Genomic DNA, 18,959 nt, shown 5'->3' with positions numbered 1-18,959 from the left:
CTGCCCCAACGCCGCGTTCCACGTGGCCGGCAGGCCGGACATTCAGGAACCGACCACAGGAGTGCGACCATGAACAAGGACCAGGTGAAGGGCCGAATGAACGAGGCCAAGGGCAAGGCCAAGGAACTGGCCGGCAAGATGACCGGCAAGACCTCCACGGAGATCAAGGGCAAGGCCGAGCAGGTGGCGGGCCGCACCCAGGCCGCCTACGGCGACACCAAGGCCGACATGAAGAAGAATCCGCAGAAGAACCCGCGTTGATCGCGCGGCAGACACTGCCGGATGGCACGGAAGGCGGGGTCGCGAACCCCGCCTTTTTCACGTCCGCACCATGATTTGCAGGGGGCAAGCGATGAAATCGGCGCAAACCGCGACGCTGGCGGCATCGATGGGCGATATCGTCGCGGCCCCCGGCCAAACTGTGCCGCTGCAGGAAGTCCTGCGCCAGCGGCATCTTTTTGCCGAGATGGTCGAGGCCATGCAGGGCGACGTCACGCTGCAGCAGGTGCTGGACAGCGCGGTACGCACGGCCGCGCAGGGCTGCGGCGCGCCGATGGGCAAGGTGCTGGAACTGGACGCCGCCCGGGGCACCCTGGTCATCCGCAGCCACCATGGCCTGAAAGCGGCCGACATGGGCCGCGAGGTGGGCGAGGCCGCCAGCGGCAACCCGCCCGGCGAGGCCCTGCGGCAGGCCGCGCCCGTGGTGGACGCTGACGTGAGGCGCCGCCCGCGCGACGTCCTGCCGGCGATCTTCGTCGAGAACGCGGTGGTCACCTCGGTGAACCTGCCGCTGATCAACCACGACGGCGCCTACGGCGTGCTGGAGGTGGATTTCCGCGAAACGGTGGAAATTGGCGCGCTGGAGATGTCGTTCCTGGCGTCGGTGGCCGGCATGCTGGCCGAATGCATCGAAAAGCATCGCGCGCAAGCCGCGCTGGCGCTGGAGCGCGACGCCAAGGCGCTGCTGCTGCGCGAACAGCAGCACCGGGTGCGCAACAACTTCCAGATGATCATCGCGATGGTCCAGCGCAGCACGTTCCTGGCCAGCGAGGACGGCCGCAAGCCGCTGCGCGAGATCGAGCGCCGCATCTTTGCCATGGCGTCGCTCTACAACCACCTGCTGGGCCTGAGCGAGCAGGCGCAGCATGCCGACCTGGGCCGCTACCTGGGCGGGCTGGCGGCCAGCTTCGACGAGTTCTACGACCTCAAGGCCAGCGGCATTGCGTTCAACCTGGACGTCCAGTTCGGGCTCGTGGCCGACCTGGACCGCTGCACGACCATCGGGATCATCGTCAACGAACTGGTCGCCAACGCCGTGGAACACGCGTTCGCGGGCGGCAGCGGCGAGATCCGGGTGTCGCTGGCCGCGTCGCCGCCGCGCGGCTGCGTGGTCCGCGTGTCGGACGATGGCCAGGGGCTGCCGGCCGGGCCCGGCGAGGAAGGCGTGGGCCTGCGCACGGTGCGCCGCATGCTGGAAGGCATTGGCGGCCGGCTGGACGTGGCGTCAGCCCCGGGTCAGGGCGCCGCGTGGACAATCACGGTCGATCGCCTGTAGGCGGCAGCACGCGGCCCGGGTTCAGCAGGTTCTTGGGGTCCAGCGCGCGCTTGACCTGCCACATCAGCTCCAGCTCCACGGGCGACTTGTAGCGGCTCAGGTCGTCGCGCTTGGCCACGCCGATGCCGTGCTCGGCCGAAATGGAGCCATTCTCGGCGTAGGCCAGCCCGTCAACGAGGTCGGACACGGGCTTGTACCACTGCGCCAGGAAGCTCCTGGCGTCGCGGTCGCGCGGGCGCAGCGGGTTGAAGTGGACGTTGCCGTCGCCCATGTGGCCGTAGATCACCATGCGCGTGGCCGGCTCCAGGGCCAGCACCTCGGCCGACGCCCGCTCGATGAATTGCGCGATGCGCGACACCGGCACCGAGATGTCGCACTTGATGCTGCCCCCGGTGCGGGTCTGGGCGTCGGAGATTTCCTCGCGGATGCGCCAGAATTGCTGAACGTCGGCCAGGCTCGACGCCACGGCGGCGTCCACCACCCATTCGTTGCCCAGGCCGGTTTCCAGGATCTCCATCAGCGTGCCGTTCAGCGTCTCGGCGTCGGTGCCCGACGTCAGCTCGATCAGCACCATCCAGTCGTGCCGGGCCGGCAGTGGCGACGGGATATCGCCCAGGTATTCGAGCACGAGGTCCAGCGCCGGGGCCGAGATCAGCTCGAACGCCGTGACCGCGCCGCCGGACAGCGCGCGCGCCTCGCCCAGCAGCCGCACCGCCGCCTCGGGGCTCTGCACGGCCACGAACGCCACGGCCGTGGCGCGCGGCTGCGGCATCAGCTTCAGCACGGCGCCGGTGATGATGCCCAGCGTGCCCTCGGCGCCGATGAACAGGTGCTTGAGGTCGTAGCCGGTGTTGTCCTTGCGCAGCCCCTTGAGCGACGAGAACACGCGCCCGTCGGGCAGCACCACCTCGATCCCCAGCACCAGGTCGCGCATGTTGCCGTAGCGCAGCACCGCCGTGCCGCCGGCATTGGTCGACAGGTTGCCGCCGATCTGGCACGACCCCTCCGAGCCGATCCGCAGCGGAAACAGCCGCCCGGCCTCGTCGGCGGCCGCCCGCGCGGCGGACAGCGTCACGCCGGCTTCCACGGTCATCGTGTCGTTGACCGTGTCGATGGCCAGCACGCGGTGCATCTTCCTGAGGCTGATGACGACGGCCGTGCCGCTGTCGTCGGGCACCGCGCCGCCCATCAGCGACGTGTTGCCGCCCTGCGGCACCACCGGCACGTCGTGCGCGTGGCACCACGCCATCACGCGGCTGACCTGCTCGGTGGTCGTCGGCATGACCACCAGCGGCGAGCGCCCGTGATAGATGCGGCGATAGTCGGTCACGTACGGCTCGGTGTCGGCGGGGTCGCTCAGGCAGCCTTGCGGGCCGACGATGGCCGCCATGGCGTGGCGCAGGGCGTCCGGGTGGGACAAGGCTTCGGAAGTCGGGGACGGCATGTTTCGGGGCTCGGAACGTCGGGGAGGGATCAGTATGCAGCGCCGGGCGCGGACACCTGCTGGGCGCGCTCGGGCAGGAATTCGGCGGCCAGCTTGCGCGCCGCGTTGGCGTAGACCAGCACGTCGACGCCGGTAGCCACGAACGTGCAGCCCAGCTCCAGGTAGCGGCGCGCCAGCGCGTTGTCCGATGTCAGCGTGCCGGCCGCCTTGCCGCTGGCGACGATCGCGCGCATGGCCGATTCGATCTGCGCCTGCACCTCGGGATGGCCCGGGTTGCCGCGGTGGCCCATCGACGCCGCCAGGTCGGCCGGGCCGATGAACACGCCGTCCACGCCGTCGACGGCGCACAGCGCGTCCAGGTTCTGCATGGCGGTCACGGTCTCGGCCTGCACCAGCAGGCAGACCTCGTCGTCGGCCACGTCCAGGTAGTCCTTGCGCGCGCTCCATTGCGACACCCGCGCCACGGCGCTGCCCACGCCGCGCACGCCGAACGGCGGATAGCGCGTGGCGCGCACCAGCGCGGCGGCCTGCTCGGCGGTGTCGACCATCGGAATCAGCAGCGTGCGGGCGCCGACGTCCAGCAACTGCTTGATCAGCGCGGTCTCGCCGGACACGGCGCGCACCACGGCCTGCGAGCGGTACGGGCCCAGTGCCTGCAGCGTCTGCAGGATCGAGCGCACGTCATTGGGCGCGTGCTCGCCATCGACGAGCAGCCAGTCGAAGCCGGCCGTGGCGGTGATCTCGGCCAGGTATGGCGACGCGGCGGACATCCACAGGCCGATCTGGGCCTGGCGGGCGGCCAGGGCGGCCTTGAACGGGTTATGGGCAGGCATGGGGTTGTCTCCTCGAAGGGCCAGGCGGCCGGATGCCGGGTGGCTCAGCCTAGCTGGCCCTGGCACAGATACTTGGTATGCATGTAGTCGTCAAGTCCGTGGCGCGACCCCTCGCGGCCGTAGCCCGATTCCTTGACGCCGCCGAACGGCGCCGCCTCCGACGCCAGCGCGCCCTCGTTGATGCCGACGATGCCGGTTTCCAGCGCCTGCGCCACGCGCCAGACGCGGCGCACGTCGCTGGAATAGAAATAGGCGGCCAGCCCGAACGGGGTGTCGTTGGCGTCGCGGACCACCTCGTCCTCGTGCGTGAAGCGGAACACGGGCGCCACCGGGCCGAAGGTTTCCTCGTGCGCCAGTTCCATGGCCGGCGTGGCATCGACGAGCACGGTCGGGGCGTAGTAGTGCGGGCCGTCGGCGGTGCGCAGGCGCTCGCCGCCCACCACCACGCGGGCACCCCTGGCCACGGCGTCGCGCACGTGGCGCTCGATCTTGTCGACGGCCCGCGCGTTGATCATCGGCCCGATCTGCGCAGCGGGCTCGGTGGCCGGCCCCACGTGCAGCGCGCCCACGCGGGCGGCCAGCCTGGCCACGAACGCGTCGTGCACGCCAGCCTGCACGTAGACCCGGTTCGGGCAGACGCAGGTCTGGCCGCCGTTGCGGAACTTGGCGGCCATCAGGCCGTCGACGGCGGCATCGAGGTCGGCATCGTCGAACACGATGAACGGCGCATTGCCGCCCAGTTCCAGCGACAGCTTCTTGAGCGTGCCGGCCGATTCCCGCGCCAGGTGCTTGCCCACGGGCGTGGAGCCCGTGAACGTGATCTTGCGCACGCGCGGGTCGGCCAGCCAGGCATCGACCACGGCCGGCGTATGGGCGCGCGACGCGGTGACGATGTTCAGCACGCCCGGCGGCAGTCCGGCCTGCTCGGCCAGCGCCACCAGCGCCAGCGCGGTCAGCGGCGTGTCCTCGGCCGGCTTGGCCACGACGGTGCAGCCGGCCGCCAGCGCCGGGGCGATCTTGCGCGCGATCATCGCCAGCGGGAAGTTCCACGGCGTGATGGCCGCCACCACGCCCACCGGCTCCTTTAGCACGAGCATCTTGCGGCCCGGCACAGCCTCGGCCACCACGTCCCCGCAGATGCGCGTGGCTTCCTCGGCAAACCATTCGACGTACGACGCGCCGTAGCGCACCTCGCCAACGCTCTCGTGCATCGGCTTGCCTTGTTCGGCGGAGATGATGCGCGCCAGGTCCGGCTCGTGGGCCAGGATCAGCGCATGCCAGCGCTTGATCAGCTGCGCGCGCTCGCGGGCCGGGCGGCGGCTCCAGGCGGGAAAGGCAGCCGCGGCGGCGTCGGCGGCGCGGCGGGCGTCACCGGCGTCGCTGTCCGGCACGCTGGCGATGACGGCGCCCGTGGCCGGATCGGTCACGTCGAAGCGGGCGCCGCTGTCGCACCATTGCTGGTCGATGAAGTTCTGCGTGCGCAGCAGGGCGGGGTGGGTGAGGGTGGTCAGCATCGGGTGGGGTGGTCAGACGTTGGAAGGCCGGCAAGCGCCGTGGGGGAGACGGCTAGCTCACGATCCCCACGTGCCACGGCACGAATTCGTGGTCGCCCAGGCCCAGCAGTTCGCTCTTGGTGGGCTCGCCGGAGGCGGCGCGCAGGATGTGCGCGAAGATGCGTTCGCCCATCTGGGCCACGCTCAGTTCGCCGTCCAGTACCAGCCCGCAGTTGATGTCCATGTCTTCCTCCAGCCGGCGGTACATCGGCGAGTTGGACGCGAGCTTGATCGTCGGGGCGGGCTTGGAGCCGAACATCGAGCCGCGCCCGGTGGTGAAGCAGATCAGGTTGGCGCCACTGGCGATCTGGCCCGTGGCGGCCACGGGGTCGTAGCCGGGGGAATCCATGAACACGAAGCCGGCCTGGTCGATCGGCTCGGCGTACTCGTACACGGCCTGCAGCGGCGTGGTACCGCCCTTCATGGCCGAGCCCAGCGATTTCTCGAAGATGTTGGCCAGCCCGCCCTGCTGGTTGCCGTGGCCCACCACGCCGTTGAACTGCGCGTTGTGGCCGGCCGTGTAGCGCTCCCACCACGCCAGCCGGTCCAGCAGTTTCTGGCCGACCTCGGGCGTGACCGCGCGGCGCGTGAGCATGTATTCCACGCCGTGGATCTCGGGCGTCTCGGACAGGATGGCCGTGCCGCCGTGGCGCACCAGGATGTCCATGGCCGCGCCCAGCGCCGGGTTGGCCGTGATGCCCGAGAAGCCGTCCGACCCGCCGCATTCGAGCCCGATCTTGATGTGGCTCGCGCTGACCGGCTGACGGCGGTACGCATTGGCCGCCGGCAGCATGGACTCGATGGCGCGGATGCCGGCCTCGATGGTGGCGCGGGTGCCGCCGGTGTCCTGCATGACCAGCGTGTGCAGGTTCTCGCCGGGCACCAGTCCCTGCGAATCCACCAGCGCCGCCACCTGGTTGCGCTCGCAGCCCAGCCCGACGATCAGAACGCCGGCCAGGTTCGGGTGCCGGGCATAGCCGGCAATCGTGCGGCGCAGCAGGTCGAAATGCTCGCTCGGCGACGACATGCCACAGCCGCTGCTCTGCGCGAAGGCGGCTACGCCGTCGACATTCGGATAGGCCGCCAGCCGTTCCGGCGTGAAATGCGCGGCGATGTGCTTGATGACCGTGGCCGAGCAATTCACCGACGACAGGATGCCGATGAAGTTGCGCGTCCCCACGCGGCCGTCGGGCCGCACGTAGCCCATGAACGTGGCGCGCTCGGCCTCGGGCACGTAGGCCACCGGGCGCACGTCGGTGCAGAAGGCCGGGTCGCGGTAGAAGTCGACGAGCCGGAGGTTGTGGCTGTGCACGTGCTCGCCGGGCACGATGTCGCGGTCGGCCACGCCGATCACGGTGTCGTACTTCCTGACCGGCTCGCCGCGTGCAATCGCGCGAGCGGCGATCTTGTGCCCGGCCGGCACCTGGGCGCGCACGCGCACGTCCAGGTCGGGCAGGTGCTGGCCCAGCGTCAGGTCGCCCCGGGCGATCAGGACGTTGTCGTTGGCGTGCAGGCGGATGACGGGGTTCAGGGTCACGGTGGTTGGGGGCGGTGCGGATCAGCTCTGCGCGAGCATGTCCTTGAGTTTCAGGCGCTGGATGAGCTGGGTCTCCTGGTCGTAGACCGCGGCGACGTACTTCTTGTATTCGGGGCCGTCCAGGTACATGACCGGCGCGTCGATGCGCGACGCCACGGCCTTGAACTCGGCGCTGGCCACCGCTGCGCGGAATGCGTCGCGCAGCTTCTTCTCGACGTCGGGCGGCAGGCCCTTGGGCGCGCCGATGCCGTTGGGCGCCTCCACCACCACGTTGAAGCCCAGTTCCTTGAGCGTAGGCGTGTCCTTGAAGCGCGGCGTGCGCTGCTCGCCCCAGGTGGCCAGCAGGCGCAGCTTGCCCGCTTCCACGTGCGGCGCCCACGAGCTGGAATCGGCCAGCAGCTCCACCTGGTTCGCCAGCACGTCCTGCAACGCCTGCGAGCCGCCCTTGTAGGCCACCGCGTTGAACCTGACGCCAGCGGCCAGCGCAAACTGTTCCATGCCGACGTGCGTGGCGCCGCCGATGCCGGCGTGCGCGTACGTCACGCGGCCCGGGTTGGCCTTGGCCTCGGCAATCACGTCGGCCAGCGTCCTGTAGCGCGAGTTGGCCGGCACGGCGATGCCAAAGGTCTGGCCCGACGTGCGCGCCAGGTAGGTCAGGTCGGTGCGCGGGTCAAGCTGGAGCATGCCGAGCTGCGAGAAGCGCGTGACCGAGATCGGGATCTGGCCGATCGTGTAGCCGTCCGGCGCGGCGCTGGCCAGCGCCTTGGTGCCGATCATGCCGGACGCGCCGGCGCGGTTTTCCACCACGATGGACTGCTTGAGCAACCCCGACGCCACCTGGCACAGCGCGCGCATCGACTGGTCCGCCGTGCCGCCCACGGGCCACGGGCAGATGAACTTGATGGGGCGGTCCGGATACTCGCTGGCGGCGCGCGCGATGCGCGGGCCCAGCAGGGCGGCCGTGCCGGTGGCGGCAACGGCGGTGGCGGCGGCGCTGCCCAGCAGCAGGCGGCGGCGCGAAAGGCTGGCGGGAAGGCCGTGTGTCATGGGGATTGTCTCCAACGCTGTTCTAGGTCGCGGGCGGGCTGCGACGCCCATCCGCTCTGCCAGCGATTGTGGGCGCGGGAAACATAACCATCCAATAGAAAATTGGCATTGCTTCATAACCTGCCGGTTAGGTAGACTCGCGGCCATGGCCCATATCGACCGCGCCTTCCGTTCCAACATCAAGCTCAGGCACCTGCAACTGCTGGTGGCGCTGGACGAGTTCCGTCACCTGGGCCGGACCGCCGAGTTCCTGTCGGTCAGCCAGCCGGCGGTGTCGAAGGTGCTGGCCGAGGTGGAGAAGATGCTGGGGCTGACGCTGTTCACGCGCTCCACGCGCGGCACCGAGCCCACGCCGGCCGGCGAATCGCTGGTGCGCTTTGCGCGCGCGGTGCTGGCCCAGTACGACGTGACGCGCGACGAGATCGAGGCCGTGGCCAGCGGCGCGGCCGGCCGCGTGCGCGTGGGGGCGATGGGCGCCACGCTGCCGGTGCTGCTGGCCCAGGCCGTGGCACGCCTGAAGGCGCAGTCGCCGCGCGCCACGGTGCTGGTGGAAGAGGGCGACCTGACGCACCTGCTGCCCCGGCTGCGGCTGTCGGAGCTGGACGTGATCGTCGGCCGGCTGGAACCGGCCTACGCGGCGCCGGACCTCGTCACCGAGGCGCTGTACGAGGAGCCGATGGTCGCCATCGTCGCGGCCGGCCACGCGCTGGCCGGCAAGGCGCGCCCGGGCTGGGCCGATGTGGCGCGCCAGCCGCTGGTGCTGCCGCCGCCGTGGGCGTCGCTGCGCGTGAAGATCGAGCAGGCGCTGCATCGGCACGGCCAGACGCTGCCGGCCGACATCATGGAATCGTCGTCGTACCTGGCCGTGACCACATTCGTCGCGCAGCGCCAGGCGGTAGGATTCGTCGCCCGCGCCGTGGGGCGCCAGTTGCAGGCCGAGGGCCGTTTCCACGTGCTGGCGATGCCGGTGGAGGTAGACCTGCCGCCCGTGGGGCTGATCACGCTGCGCGACCGCCGGCTGCCGCCGGCCGTATCCGATCTGGCCGCCTGCCTGCGTGAGGCGGCGCGCGACATCGAACGCGCCGGCGCCGCCGGGCCCCGGCCCCGAACCCGAAAGACCACCCGCGAGACCTGACAGGACGTCATGACAGAACACCCGAGACCCTCCCGCCGGACCGATGTGATCGTGCTGGGCGCCGGCATCGTCGGCGTCGCCACGGCGCTGGCGCTGCAGCAGCGCGGCCACGCGGTCTGCCTGGTGGATCGCAACGCGCCGGGGCGCGAGACCTCGTACGGCAATGCCGGCATCATCCAGCGCGAGGCGGTGCAGCCCTACGCGTTTCCGCGCGCCTGGCAGGCCATCCTGCGCGTGGCCGCGCGGCGCGGCAACGACGTGCACTACCACCTGCGGGCGCTGCCGTCGCTGGTGCCGGCGCTGGCGCGCTACTGGCACGCGTCGGCGCCGCAGCGCTACGCCGCCACGGTCAGCGCCTATGCCGCGCTGATCCGCCATTGCATCGACGAACACGCGCCGGTTGTCGAACGCGCCGGCGCGCAGGACCTGATCCGCAAGACCGGCTGGTTCGAGGCGTACCGGACCCCGGCCGCGTTCGACGCCGCCGCGCGCGAGGCCGGCACGGTGGCCGCCGCGCACGATCTTCGCCATGCCATCCTGGACGGCGCCGCGCTGGCGCGCGAGGAACCGGCGCTGCAACGCACGCTGGCCGGCGCCGTGCACTGGCAGGACCCATGGACCGTCAGCGATCCGGGCGAACTGGTGGCGCGCTACGCGGCGCTGTTCGAGCGCGAGGGCGGCGTGCTGCTGCGCGGCGATGCCGACACGCTGCGCGCGTCGGGCAGCGGCTGGACCGTGCAGACCGCCGACGGCACCATCCACGCCGAACACGCCGTGATCGCGCTGGGCCCGTGGGCGGCCGGGCTGACGCAGCGGCTTGGCTACCGCCTGCCGCTGTTCGTCAAGCGTGGTTATCACCGCCACTATCGCGTGGCGTCCATGCCGGCCCGCCCGCTGCTCGACGCCGAGAACGGCATGCTGCTGGCGCCGATGCGGCAGGGGCTGCGGCTGACCACGGGCGCCGAGTTCGCCCACCACGACGCACCGCCGACGCCGGTGCAGTCCGCGCGCGCCGAACTGCTGGCGGCCGATCTGGTGCAACTGGGCCCGCCCGTCGAAGCCACGCCGTGGATGGGCGCGCGGCCGTGCATCGCCGACATGCGGCCCGTGGTGGGCCGCGCGCCGCGCCACGCCAACCTGTGGTTCCACTTCGGCCACGGCCACCAGGGCCTGACGCTGGGCCCGGCCACGGCGCGCCTGCTGGCCGAGCTGTTCGACCGCGACACGCCGTACGTCGACCCCGCGCCGTACGATCCGCGCCGCTTCGGCGGCTAGCGCCTGGCGCGGCGCGTGGCTGGCCCTGGCGCTTGTTTTTCCCCTCTCCCTCTGGGAGGGGGGTTAGGGGTGAGGGCCAGCGATTCAACATGCCACGGTCGGCAAGCAGCACCGCCACGCCCTCTCCCCCGCCCCTCTCCCGCGATGCCGGAGAGGGGAGCAAACACGCGGGTGGTGGCTGGCCCTGGCGCTTGTTTTCCCCTCTCCCTCTGGGAGAGGGGTTAGGGGTGAGGGCCAGCGGCTCAAGATGCGATGGCCGGCGATCAGCCCCACCTTATCCCTCCTCCGATACCTCCACCAGGCAGCTCATCGCGTTCGGTCCTTGCGTCAGGTCCGACGTGCCGATGTCGAGCGTCAGCGTGTTGGCGGCGCCGGCGCGGTCCAGGCCGTCGGCGTCCGGGTTGTACCACGCCCCGGTGGCGATCATGGCCACGCCGCGCGTGATGCCGTCGCTGACAGCCAGGCCGGCGGCGATGGCGCCGCGGGTGTTGTGGACGCGTACGCGCATGCCGGGCGTCAGGCCGCGCGCGGCGGCGTCGGCGGGGTGCAGCGTGATGCGTTCCGCGCCGGCTACCTTGTTCGACTGGGCCAGCGGTGCCGCGTCGAGCTGGCTGTGCAGGCGGTCGGCCGGCTGCACCGAGACCAGATGCAAAGGATGGCGCTGCGCCTCGGGTGCGCCCAGCCATTCGGCTGGCGGCTGCCAGTTCGGATGGGTGCCGCAGTCGTCGGACAGCCGCCCCAGCGTGGCGCTGGACAGCTCGATGCGGCCGCTCGGCGTGCGCAGCGGATGGGCCAGCGGGTCGCGGCGGAAATCGTCGAACAGCACGAAGTCCTCGGCCGGCGGCGGCAGGGCGACATGGCCCGCGCGCCAGAACGTGTCGAAGTCGGGCAGGTCGATGCCGGCGCGCGCCTGTGCCTCGCGGCAGCGGGCGTAGATGGCCTCGATCCAGCCGGGCTCGTCGCGGCGCTCGGTGAATGCGTCGCGGTAGCCCAGCCGTTCGGCCAGTGCCGTGAAGATGTCGAGATCGCTGCGCGCCTGGTGCAGCGGCGCGATGGCGCGGTGCATCGCCAGCACGTAGCGGTCGCGCGACGAGCCGCCGATATCGTTGCGTTCCAGCGCCGTGGTCACGGGCAGCACGATGTCGGCGTGGCGCGCGGTGGCCGTCCAGACGATGTCCTGCACGATCACCGTCTGCGGCCGCGCCCACGCCTGACGCAGCCGCGCGAGCTGCTGGTGGTGATGAAACGGGTTGCCGCCGGCCCAGTGCACGAGCTTCACGTCGGATAGTGGCGCGTCTCGCCCTGGAAGCGGTACGGCGTGCCGGGATGCAGCAGCATGTCGGCAAGCCGCGCGCACGGGATGTCCAGGTCCGCCGGATTGCGGCCCACCGGCATCTCGGGCCCTGGCGTGGCCACGCGCGGATTGCCCACACCGTTCATCGACCCATGGCCGAAGCCGAACCCGCCGCCGGGCAGCCCGATCTGCCCGAGCATGGCCGCCAGCGCAATCGCCATCCAGTAGGGCTGCTCGCCGCGATGCTGGCGCTGCACGGCGAAGCTGCACGTGATGTAGCTGCGCCGGCCGGCCAGTTGCGCGGCCAGCCGTTCGATGCGCGCGGCCGGGATGCCAGTGATGGCGGCCGCCCACGCCGGCGTCTTGGGCGTGCCGTCGCTATTGCCCAGCAGGTAGGCTTCCAGCTCGGCCCAGCCGCTGCAATGCGACTGCAGGAACGCCGCGTCGTGCGCGTCGGCGCGGCGCAGCGCGTAGGCCAGCGCCAGCATCAGCGCCACGTCGGTGTTCGGGCGGATCGGGACCCATTCGGCGCCCAGGAAGTCCGGGCAGTCGTCGCGCGTGGGGCTGACGTTGATGACCGTGGCGCCGCTGGCGGCCAGCTTGCGCAGCCATTGCGCCTGCGTATGCTCGGCCGCGCCGCCGGACGATACCTGCCCGTTCTTGAGCGCCAGCCCGCCAAAGGCCAGGAACACCTCGGTATGGGCGATCAGGCTCGGCCATGCGGTCACACGGCCGGTCAGCGGCTGGTAGGTGCCAATCACGTGCGGCAGCAGGAACTGCGCCGTGCCCCAGCTGTAGTTGCCGACCTGGTCGACGCAGCCGCCGCCGATGAAGTGGAAGCGGCGGATCAAGGAGCGCGCGTGGTGCAGCCGTCCCGCCGACGACCAGCCGTACGATCCGCCGAACACGCCCGACGGCCCGTACGTGCCGCGCACGCGGGCGATCTCGCCGGCGACGAGGTCGAGCGCGTCGTCCCAGGACACTTCCACGAAATCGTCGCGGCCGCGCGCGTGGCCGTCGCTGGACTCGCGCCGCGCCAGCCAGCCGCGCCGCACCATCGGCGCGCGGATGCGCGTGGGCGAGTAGACCATCGGTACGATGGCGTCGAGCAGCGGCGACGGATCGGGGTCGGTGGCAAACGGCTCGCAAGCGATCAGCCGGCCGTCCTCGACCACGGCGGTGAAGGCGCCCCAGTGGGCCAGTTGCGGATAGCGGCGGACGGTCACGGTATCAGTCGCCCTGGATGCCGGCCTTGCGGATCAGGTCGCCCCACTTGGTGCGCTCGGTGGCCAGCAGCCGCGCGAACTGCTGCGGCGTGTCCGACGTGGCATCCATGCCCGATACCGCCAGCCGCTGGCGGATGTCCGGATCGGCCATGACCTTGACCAGCGCCTTGTTCAGCGTGGCAACCACGTCGGCGGGCGTGCCGGCCGGCGCCACCAGCCCGTACCAGTTGGTGACCTCGTAGCCGGGCACGCCGGCTTCCGCCACGGTCGGCACGCCCGGGAACTGGGCCGACCGCGTGGCCGTGGTCACGGCCAGCGCTCGCAGCTTGCCGGAAGCAATCAGCGGCTTGGCCGATGGGTCCGAGAACGTGATCGGCACCACGCCGCCCATCACGTCTGTCAGCGCCGGCGTGGTGCCCTTGTAGGGCACGTGCTGCATCTGCACGTGGGCCAGCATCTTGAACTGCTCGGCGGCGATCTGGCCGATGGTGCCGTTGCCGCCGGACGCGTACGAGAACCGGCCGTTGGCGCTGCGCACGGCGGCCAGCATGCCCTGCACGTCCTTGTACGGCGTGTCGGCGCCGGTGACCAGCACGTTGGGCATGGTCACCAGCACGCTCACTGGCGCGAAGTCTTTCTGCGGGTCGTAGTTGAGCTTGCGCAGGTTGGGCCAGATCGTGAACGACCCCGGCGTGGCGATGTAGAGCGTGTAGCCGTCCGGCGCGGACTTGGCCACCATCTCGGTGGCGATCAGCCCGCCGGCGCCGGGCCGGTTGTCGATGATCACGTTGGCCTTGAGCTGATCCGACAGCGCCGGGGCGATGGCCCGCGCCAGCGCATCGGCGCCGCCGCCGGGCGGAAAGCCCACGACCACGCGGATCGGCTTGGCCGGGTCGGGCCAGGCGGCGTGGGCCAGCGGGGAAAGCAGGGCGAGGGCCAGGAGGAGGGTGTGGCGGGGAAGCATGGTGAGGCTCCGAAGATCTTGCGTGAAACTGGGTAAGAGGTTGCGATGCCGGCCGTCCGTCATGCGACGGCGCCGGACGACAGCGACACCTGGTCCCACTCCCACGCCACGAACGCGAGCCGTTCGCCGGTGTGGACCACGGGGTCGCTGCGCAGGCCGATCAGCACGCCGTCGCGCGGGAACGCCCTGACGGGCGTGAGCGATGCGTCGAGCTTCAGCGTGTCGCCGATCGACTGGCCTTCGCGCAGCAGGTCGCCGGCGCGGGCGCCGGGGATGAACAGGCCGCCTTCGTCTGCGGTGATCCATCCGCGCCGCCTCACGCGCCGCAGCGACGTGGCGGCTGGCTGCGCCGGCGGGCCGGACAGGATGCCCATCTGCACGGCCAGCGTCTGGAAGCCGGTTTCGGCCACGGCGATGTTGTCGGGCTCGAAGCGGCTGCCGCTACCCAGTTCGAGCATGAACGCGCAGACGCCGGCGGCCAGGCACTGGTAGTCGAGCGCGCCGGCGATGTTGCCGGGCAGCTCGCCCTTGCCGCCCACGTCCTGCTGGCAGGCCACGTGCGGATGGAATGGCGCCATGGCCGCCAGCACATCGGCCTCGGTGACGGGGCTGTCCGGATGCACCTTGTAGACCGTGTAGGGCCGGGCATCGAACAGCGGGTTCATCGTGTGCAGGTTGATCAGCACGTCGGCCACGCCGCGCACTTCGGCGATCAGTGCGTGGGCCAGCCGTTCCGATACCAGGCCGCCCGCGTTGCCGGGATAGGTCTGGTCGAGGTCGAGTTCGTCGTACGGATTGCGCTTGCGGCGCGCGTCCAGCGCCTGCGGGTTGCCGGTGGGCGTGACCACCACGTTGCCGCGCATCGTGGCCGGGTCCAGGCCGCGGGCAAAGCGCAGCGCCGCCACCATGCCGTTGATCTCGTCGCCGTGCACCTGGCCGTGCAGCCAGAGTGTGCGGCCGGGGTGGGCGCCGCGCACCGCCACGTACGGCAGCGTGACGGCCATGCCCGAGGCCATGGAGCCGACCGGTAGCTGGCCGCTGGTGCGGGCCGGGCCCGATTGCTGGCGCAGCCAGTCACCGATGATAGGCATGGGAAGTGTCCTTGTTGGAGGGTTCGAGCGTGGCGATGGCGGCGAACGCCTGGTCCAGGTCGGCCAGCAGGTCGGGCACCGCTTCGAGCCCGATGTGGAGCCGGATCACGGTGCCGTGGGCGGCCCAGTCCGTGACGCTGCGCGCGCGGCGCATGTCGGCCAGTACGGCCAGGCTTTCAAAGCCGCCCCACGACGCGCCGATGCCGAAGAGTTGCAGGCTGTCGACGAAACGCTCGGGCGCCACCGGGGCCGGCGAGCGCAGCGTGAACGAAAGCAGGCCGTTGGTGCCGTGGCAGTCGCGCCGCCACAGCGCGTGGCCCGGATCGTGCGGCAGCGCGGGGCAGAAGACCTGCGCTACCTCGGGCCGGTCCAGCAGCCAGCGCGCCACGTCGAGCGCGCCGGCCTGATGCTGCGCCAGCCGCGCGCCCAGCGAGCGGATGCCGCGCTGCACCAGGTAGGCGTCGTCGGGGCTCACGGTCATGCCGAAGGCGTCGGCCATGGCCGCCAGCGGCTGCCACGCGGCCTCGGTGGTGCAGACCGTGCCCATCATCACGTCCGAATGGCCGCCCAGGTACTTGGTGGCGGCCATCAGCGAGATATCGGCGCCCAGCGCCAGCGGCCGGTACAGCAGGCCGGAGCCCCACGTGTTGTCCGCCGCCACCAGTGCGCCGTGCGCGTGGGCGCGGGCGGCCAGCGCGGGCAGGTCGCACAACTCGTAGACGAGCGATCCCGGCGCCTCCACGTAGACCAGCCGCGTCTCGGGCCGCAGCTTCGCGTCCAGGTCCGTGCCGTCGGCGGCGTAGAAGTCGGCGCCGATGCCGTGCTGGCGCAGGAAGCCGTTGGCCAGGTTGCGCACGGGCTCGTAGACGCAGTCGGGCAGCAGCACGTGCTGGCCGGGGCGCACGTAGGCCAGGATCGTCATCGCCGCCGCGGCAAGCCCGGACGGGAACAGCCGCGTGCGGTGGCCGCCTTCCAGCATCGTCACCATGTCTTCGAGCGCGAAGTTGGTGGGATTGCCGCGCGCGCCGTAGGTGAACAGGCGCTCGGTGTCGCGCCGCGCGCGCATCTCGCGCCGCTGGGCGACCGATTCGAACAGGACGGTGCTGGCCCGCACCACGGGCGGGTTCACCGGCTGGCCGCCGGGCACGCTGGCGGTGCGTCCGGCGTGGGCCAGGCGGGTGGAGAGCGCTTTGGTCATGGCTTGCCTGTGGGTTGGCGGAAGGTGTGTGGGGTTTTGCAAGGCGCGTGCCTAGTCGACATGCGCGCCGGACAGCCGCACGATCTGCGACCACCGCGCGATGTCCTGCCTGAGCTGCGCGGCGAATGCCTCGGGCGTGTTGGCCACCACGTCGCTGCCGCCGTCGTTGATGGTCTTGACCACGTCGGGCATCTGCAGCACCTGCACGATGGCGCGGTTCAGCAGCGCCACGCGTTCGGGCGACGTGCCGGCCGGCACGAAGAAGCCGTACCAGTCCTCGAAGCGTGCATTGCGGTAGCCCATTTCCTCAAGCGTGGGCACCTTGGCGAATACCCCTAGCCGGCGCGGGCTGGTGACGGCCAGCGCACGCATGCGGCCGGCCTGGATGAAGCTGGCCACCGACGACGTCGACGTGATCAGCACATCCACCTGTCCGCCGAGCAGGTCGTTGATGGCCGGGCCCGCGCCCTTGTACGGCACGTGCTGCAGCGACACGCTGCTGTCCTTGTCCAGCACCACGCCCACCAGGTGCGACAGCGTGCCATTGCCCGGCGTGGCGAACGTGATCTTGTTCGGCTGCGCCCTGGCCTGCGTGGCCAGTTCCTCGAACGTCTTCCACGGCGCGTTGGCCGACACCACGATGGCCAGCGGCGCGGCGTTGATCTGCGTGACCGGGATGAACTGCTTGACCGGGTCGAAGCCCGGCGCGCGGTAGAGCGTCGGGTTGACGGCCATGATCGACACCTGCGAGGTCAGCACGGTGTAGCCGTCGGGCTTGGCCTCGGCCACGTAGCGCGTGCCGATGTTGCCGCCGGCGCCGCCGCGGTTGTCGGTCACCGCGCTCTGGCCCAGCACCTGCGACAGCCGCGTGGCCACCACGCGCGTCACGGCGTCGTTGCCGCCGCCTGCCGGGAACGGCGACACGATGCGCAGCGGCTGCGCCGGAAATCCGTTGACGGGCGCCAGCGGCTGCTGCGCCAGCGCGGCGGCGCAGAGCGTGACGGTGCAGGCGGCAACCAGGTACTGCGACAGACGGCGGGTGATCGGACGGGACATGGGGCGACCTCGTTATGCGTTGGGCAGGTGGTGGGGGTCAGGTTCTGATGGCGGTCAGGCAGCGGGCGGGAAGCGGAACGTCGCCAGCTCTTGGGCGTCGAGCTGGGCGATCAGGCCCGTTTCCCACGCCAGGTACTGGCGCGCGGCGGCCTTGTTGCCGTCGTGCCGGTCGTGGACGAAGAACAGGTAGTCGATGCAGCGCGCGTCGGGCAGCGTGTCGGCGCCGTGCCGCACGGGCAGGCCGGCGGCGCGCCACGCGCCCAGGCCGCCCTGCAGCCGGCGCACGTCGCGGTAGCCCAGCGCCAGCAGGTCGGCGGTGGCCAGGTCGGCCGGATCGTCGGCATCGGCATCGCCCACCAGCACGAGCGTGGTGTCGTGCGGCACGCCGTGCAGGTCCTGCGCAAGCCGCGCCCGCGTGGACCAGCGCGCGCCGTCGACGTGGCCGGCGCGATAGGCCATGCTGCCGCGCAGATCGAGCGCCAGCATCGCCTGCGCCGCCATGCCGGCCGACAGTTGCGCACTGGTCACGGTCGGCAGCGCGGTGACTTCGGGCGCCGGGCCGTGCGGCGCGCGCACGCCCGCGGCCAGGCCGGCGTCGAGCCCGCCGTCCAGCACCACGGCGTCATGGCCCATCTGGCGCAGCCAGCTGGCGACGACCGGCGCGCGCACCGCGTCGGCATCGAACAGCACCAGCCGGGCGCGGCGCACGCCGACGTACTGGTCGGTGGCCTGCATCAACTGGCCCCCCGGCGTGTGCTGGGCGCCGGGCAGCGTGCGCGCGGCGTATTCCTCGGCCGTGCGGACGTCGCACAGGAACGTCGTGCGTGTGGCGTCGGCCAGCCAGCCGATGGCCTGTTCGGGCGCGATCATCGGCACGCCAAAGCGGTCGGCCAGGGCCCGGGCGGCCGTGCGGGCCGCATCGGCGCCAGCGGGCGTGCCGGTGTCCGGGTAGCGCGCCGTGCCGCCGTGTTCGAGCACGAAATCGTTCAGGTACCAGCCCTGGGTGCCGTTTTCCAGCGCGTAGACCGGGTTGGGCACGCCGAAGTTGATCAGCGACTGGGCGCCGATGATGCTGCGCGTGCGGCCGGCGCAGTTGATGACGACCGGCGTGGTGGTGTCCGGCACCAGATCGCGCAGCCGGTAGGCCAGCTCGCCGTTCGGGCAGCAGATGGCGCCGGGGATGTTCATCTTGCGGAATTCGCTGGCGGGGCGGCCGTCCAGCACCACGGGCGGCTGCGCGCCGGCACGCATGGCCGCCAGCTCCTGCGCCGACACGCGCGGCGTGTGGTAGTGGTGCTCGGCCAGTTCGCCAAACGTCTTCGACGGCACGTTCACGCCCGCGAACAGCGTGTAGCCGGCCGCCTGCCAGGCCGGCATGCCGCCGTCGAGCACGTGCAGGTTGCGGTAGCCCAGCCGGGCCAGCGCGGCGGCGGCACGCGCGGCCACGCCGTCGCCGTCGTCGGCCAGCACGATGCGGGCATCGGTGCGGGGCGCCAGACGGCCCACGTCCAGCTCCAGCCGGCTGTACGGCAGCGGCACGGCGTAGAACGGATGGCCCTCGCCATACTGGCCGTGCTCGCGGACGTCGAACAGCGCGATTTCGTCGGGGTCGTGCAGCCAGCCCTTGAGCGTGGGGGCGTCGACGGGTCGATAGATGGCCTGGGTCATGAATTTTGGGCAAAAGGGGGCCGTCCTCGCGCGCGGGGCGCGAAGTGGCGGCGGGATTCTCGGGAGTCGGGGCGCGGCGGCCC

The 18,959-nt window shown here is 71.4% G+C and carries 16 protein-coding genes; 4 read left to right on the top strand and 12 right to left on the bottom strand.

The annotated features are described in order from the left end of the window. Positions 1 to 69 precede the first annotated feature (69 nt). Together QTN24_RS16570 and QTN24_RS16565 are read left to right on the top strand one after the other, a co-directional pair. A complete protein-coding gene (locus QTN24_RS16570; RefSeq protein WP_124686215.1) occupies positions 70 to 261 on the top strand; it encodes a CsbD family protein in 192 nt (63 codons plus the stop codon). A gap of 91 nt (positions 262 to 352) precedes the next feature. Further along, positions 353 to 1,555 (top strand): sensor histidine kinase, encoded by a 1,203-nt coding sequence (locus tag QTN24_RS16565; RefSeq protein WP_313838349.1) that lies wholly within the window; start codon positions 353 to 355, stop codon positions 1,553 to 1,555. On the opposite strand, the gene QTN24_RS16560 is transcribed toward QTN24_RS16565, so the two are convergent. The 5 genes from QTN24_RS16560 to QTN24_RS16540 all read right to left on the bottom strand — a co-directional run bounded on the left by QTN24_RS16560 (position 1,536) and on the right by QTN24_RS16540 (position 7,969). Further along, positions 1,536 to 2,945, bottom strand: a complete 1,410-nt coding sequence (locus tag QTN24_RS16560) for an FAD-binding oxidoreductase (RefSeq protein WP_124686760.1) — start codon at positions 2,943 to 2,945, stop codon at positions 1,536 to 1,538. The two genes, QTN24_RS16565 and QTN24_RS16560, sit on opposite strands and share 20 nt — an antisense overlap. Positions 2,946 to 3,028: 83 nt before the next feature. Continuing rightward, the gene (gene hpaI / locus QTN24_RS16555) at positions 3,029 to 3,832 is read right to left on the bottom strand and encodes a 4-hydroxy-2-oxoheptanedioate aldolase (RefSeq protein ID WP_313838347.1); all 804 of its coding nucleotides are present in this window, start codon (positions 3,830 to 3,832) and stop codon (positions 3,029 to 3,031) included. 44 nt (positions 3,833 to 3,876) lie between these two features. Further along, the gene (locus tag QTN24_RS16550) at positions 3,877 to 5,346 is read right to left on the bottom strand and encodes an NAD-dependent succinate-semialdehyde dehydrogenase (protein WP_313838345.1); all 1,470 of its coding nucleotides are present in this window, start codon (positions 5,344 to 5,346) and stop codon (positions 3,877 to 3,879) included. Positions 5,347 to 5,398: 52 nt separating this feature from the next. Then, positions 5,399 to 6,922: an altronate dehydratase family protein gene (locus QTN24_RS16545; protein WP_313838343.1), complete on the bottom strand. Its 1,524-nt coding sequence runs from the start codon at positions 6,920 to 6,922 to the stop codon at positions 5,399 to 5,401. A gap of 21 nt (positions 6,923 to 6,943) precedes the next feature. Next, entirely contained in the window at positions 6,944 to 7,969 is a 1,026-nt protein-coding gene (locus QTN24_RS16540) for a tripartite tricarboxylate transporter substrate binding protein (protein WP_313838341.1), read from the bottom strand. A 145-nt stretch (positions 7,970 to 8,114) separates the two neighbouring features. Here QTN24_RS16540 and QTN24_RS16535 point away from each other — a divergent pair, with 145 nt between their 5' ends. Continuing rightward, a complete protein-coding gene (locus QTN24_RS16535) occupies positions 8,115 to 9,104 on the top strand; it encodes a LysR substrate-binding domain-containing protein (RefSeq protein ID WP_313838339.1) in 990 nt (329 codons plus the stop codon). A 9-nt stretch (positions 9,105 to 9,113) separates the two neighbouring features. Continuing rightward, positions 9,114 to 10,379 (top strand): FAD-dependent oxidoreductase, encoded by a 1,266-nt coding sequence (locus QTN24_RS16530; RefSeq protein ID WP_313838337.1) that lies wholly within the window; start codon positions 9,114 to 9,116, stop codon positions 10,377 to 10,379. Between the two features lie 274 nt (positions 10,380 to 10,653). Here QTN24_RS16530 and QTN24_RS16525 read toward each other — a convergent pair whose 3' ends face one another. The 7 genes from QTN24_RS16525 to QTN24_RS16495 are packed head-to-tail and all read right to left on the bottom strand — an operon-like array spanning position 10,654 to position 18,876. After that, complete coding sequence (locus QTN24_RS16525) at positions 10,654 to 11,658, bottom strand: molybdopterin dinucleotide binding domain-containing protein (RefSeq protein ID WP_313838335.1); 1,005 nt, start codon at positions 11,656 to 11,658, stop codon at positions 10,654 to 10,656. After that, complete coding sequence (locus QTN24_RS16520; RefSeq protein WP_313838333.1) at positions 11,655 to 12,899, bottom strand: molybdopterin-dependent oxidoreductase; 1,245 nt, start codon at positions 12,897 to 12,899, stop codon at positions 11,655 to 11,657. The genes QTN24_RS16525 and QTN24_RS16520 overlap by 4 nt, the downstream gene beginning before the upstream one ends. A 4-nt stretch (positions 12,900 to 12,903) precedes the next feature. Next, complete coding sequence (locus QTN24_RS16515; RefSeq protein WP_313838331.1) at positions 12,904 to 13,863, bottom strand: tripartite tricarboxylate transporter substrate binding protein; 960 nt, start codon at positions 13,861 to 13,863, stop codon at positions 12,904 to 12,906. 59 nt (positions 13,864 to 13,922) lie between these two features. After that, positions 13,923 to 14,954 (bottom strand): M14 family metallopeptidase, encoded by a 1,032-nt coding sequence (locus QTN24_RS16510; protein ID WP_313838329.1) that lies wholly within the window; start codon positions 14,952 to 14,954, stop codon positions 13,923 to 13,925. Further along, positions 14,938 to 16,152 carry a cystathionine beta-lyase gene (gene metC, locus QTN24_RS16505; protein ID WP_313838327.1) on the bottom strand — a complete coding sequence of 405 codons (1,215 nt, stop codon included), beginning with the start codon at positions 16,150 to 16,152 and terminating at the stop codon, positions 14,938 to 14,940. The genes QTN24_RS16510 and metC overlap by 17 nt, the downstream gene beginning before the upstream one ends. Positions 16,153 to 16,203: 51 nt before the next feature. Further along, positions 16,204 to 17,208, bottom strand: coding sequence for a Bug family tripartite tricarboxylate transporter substrate binding protein (locus QTN24_RS16500; RefSeq protein WP_124686227.1), 1,005 nt, complete (start codon positions 17,206 to 17,208; stop codon positions 16,204 to 16,206). Positions 17,209 to 17,262: 54 nt separating this feature from the next. Continuing rightward, complete coding sequence (locus QTN24_RS16495; RefSeq protein ID WP_313838324.1) at positions 17,263 to 18,876, bottom strand: rhodanese-like domain-containing protein; 1,614 nt, start codon at positions 18,874 to 18,876, stop codon at positions 17,263 to 17,265. Between the last annotated feature and the right edge of the window lie 83 nt (positions 18,877 to 18,959).

The sequence above is a fragment of the Cupriavidus sp. SZY C1 genome, from assembly GCF_032190535.1.
Classification (GTDB): domain Bacteria; phylum Pseudomonadota; class Gammaproteobacteria; order Burkholderiales; family Burkholderiaceae; genus Cupriavidus; species Cupriavidus pauculus_C.
The sequence above is the reverse complement of the archived record's forward strand: the minus strand, read 5'-3'. Positions and strand labels throughout refer to the sequence as shown.

Excerpts from the sequence above, each read along its gene's own strand:
- QTN24_RS16540 (WP_313838341.1), bottom strand. The coding sequence starts at position 7,969 with ATGACACACGGCCTTCCCGCCAGCCTTTCGCGCCGCCGCCTGCTGCTG.
- metC (WP_313838327.1), bottom strand. The coding sequence starts at position 16,152 with ATGACCAAAGCGCTCTCCACCCGCCTGGCCCACGCCGGACGCACCGCC.
- hpaI (WP_313838347.1), bottom strand. The coding sequence starts at position 3,832 with ATGCCTGCCCATAACCCGTTCAAGGCCGCCCTGGCCGCCCGCCAGGCC.
- QTN24_RS16495 (WP_313838324.1), bottom strand. The coding sequence starts at position 18,876 with ATGACCCAGGCCATCTATCGACCCGTCGACGCCCCCACGCTCAAGGGC.
- QTN24_RS16500 (WP_124686227.1), bottom strand. The coding sequence starts at position 17,208 with ATGTCCCGTCCGATCACCCGCCGTCTGTCGCAGTACCTGGTTGCCGCC.
- QTN24_RS16560 (WP_124686760.1), bottom strand. The coding sequence starts at position 2,945 with ATGGCGGCCATCGTCGGCCCGCAAGGCTGCCTGAGCGACCCCGCCGAC.
- QTN24_RS16510 (WP_313838329.1), bottom strand. The coding sequence starts at position 14,954 with ATGCCTATCATCGGTGACTGGCTGCGCCAGCAATCGGGCCCGGCCCGC.
- QTN24_RS16550 (WP_313838345.1), bottom strand. The coding sequence starts at position 5,346 with ATGCTGACCACCCTCACCCACCCCGCCCTGCTGCGCACGCAGAACTTC.
- QTN24_RS16530 (WP_313838337.1), top strand. The coding sequence starts at position 9,114 with ATGACAGAACACCCGAGACCCTCCCGCCGGACCGATGTGATCGTGCTG.
- QTN24_RS16570 (WP_124686215.1), top strand. The coding sequence starts at position 70 with ATGAACAAGGACCAGGTGAAGGGCCGAATGAACGAGGCCAAGGGCAAG.
- QTN24_RS16565 (WP_313838349.1), top strand. The coding sequence starts at position 353 with ATGAAATCGGCGCAAACCGCGACGCTGGCGGCATCGATGGGCGATATC.
- QTN24_RS16535 (WP_313838339.1), top strand. The coding sequence starts at position 8,115 with ATGGCCCATATCGACCGCGCCTTCCGTTCCAACATCAAGCTCAGGCAC.
- QTN24_RS16515 (WP_313838331.1), bottom strand. The coding sequence starts at position 13,863 with ATGCTTCCCCGCCACACCCTCCTCCTGGCCCTCGCCCTGCTTTCCCCG.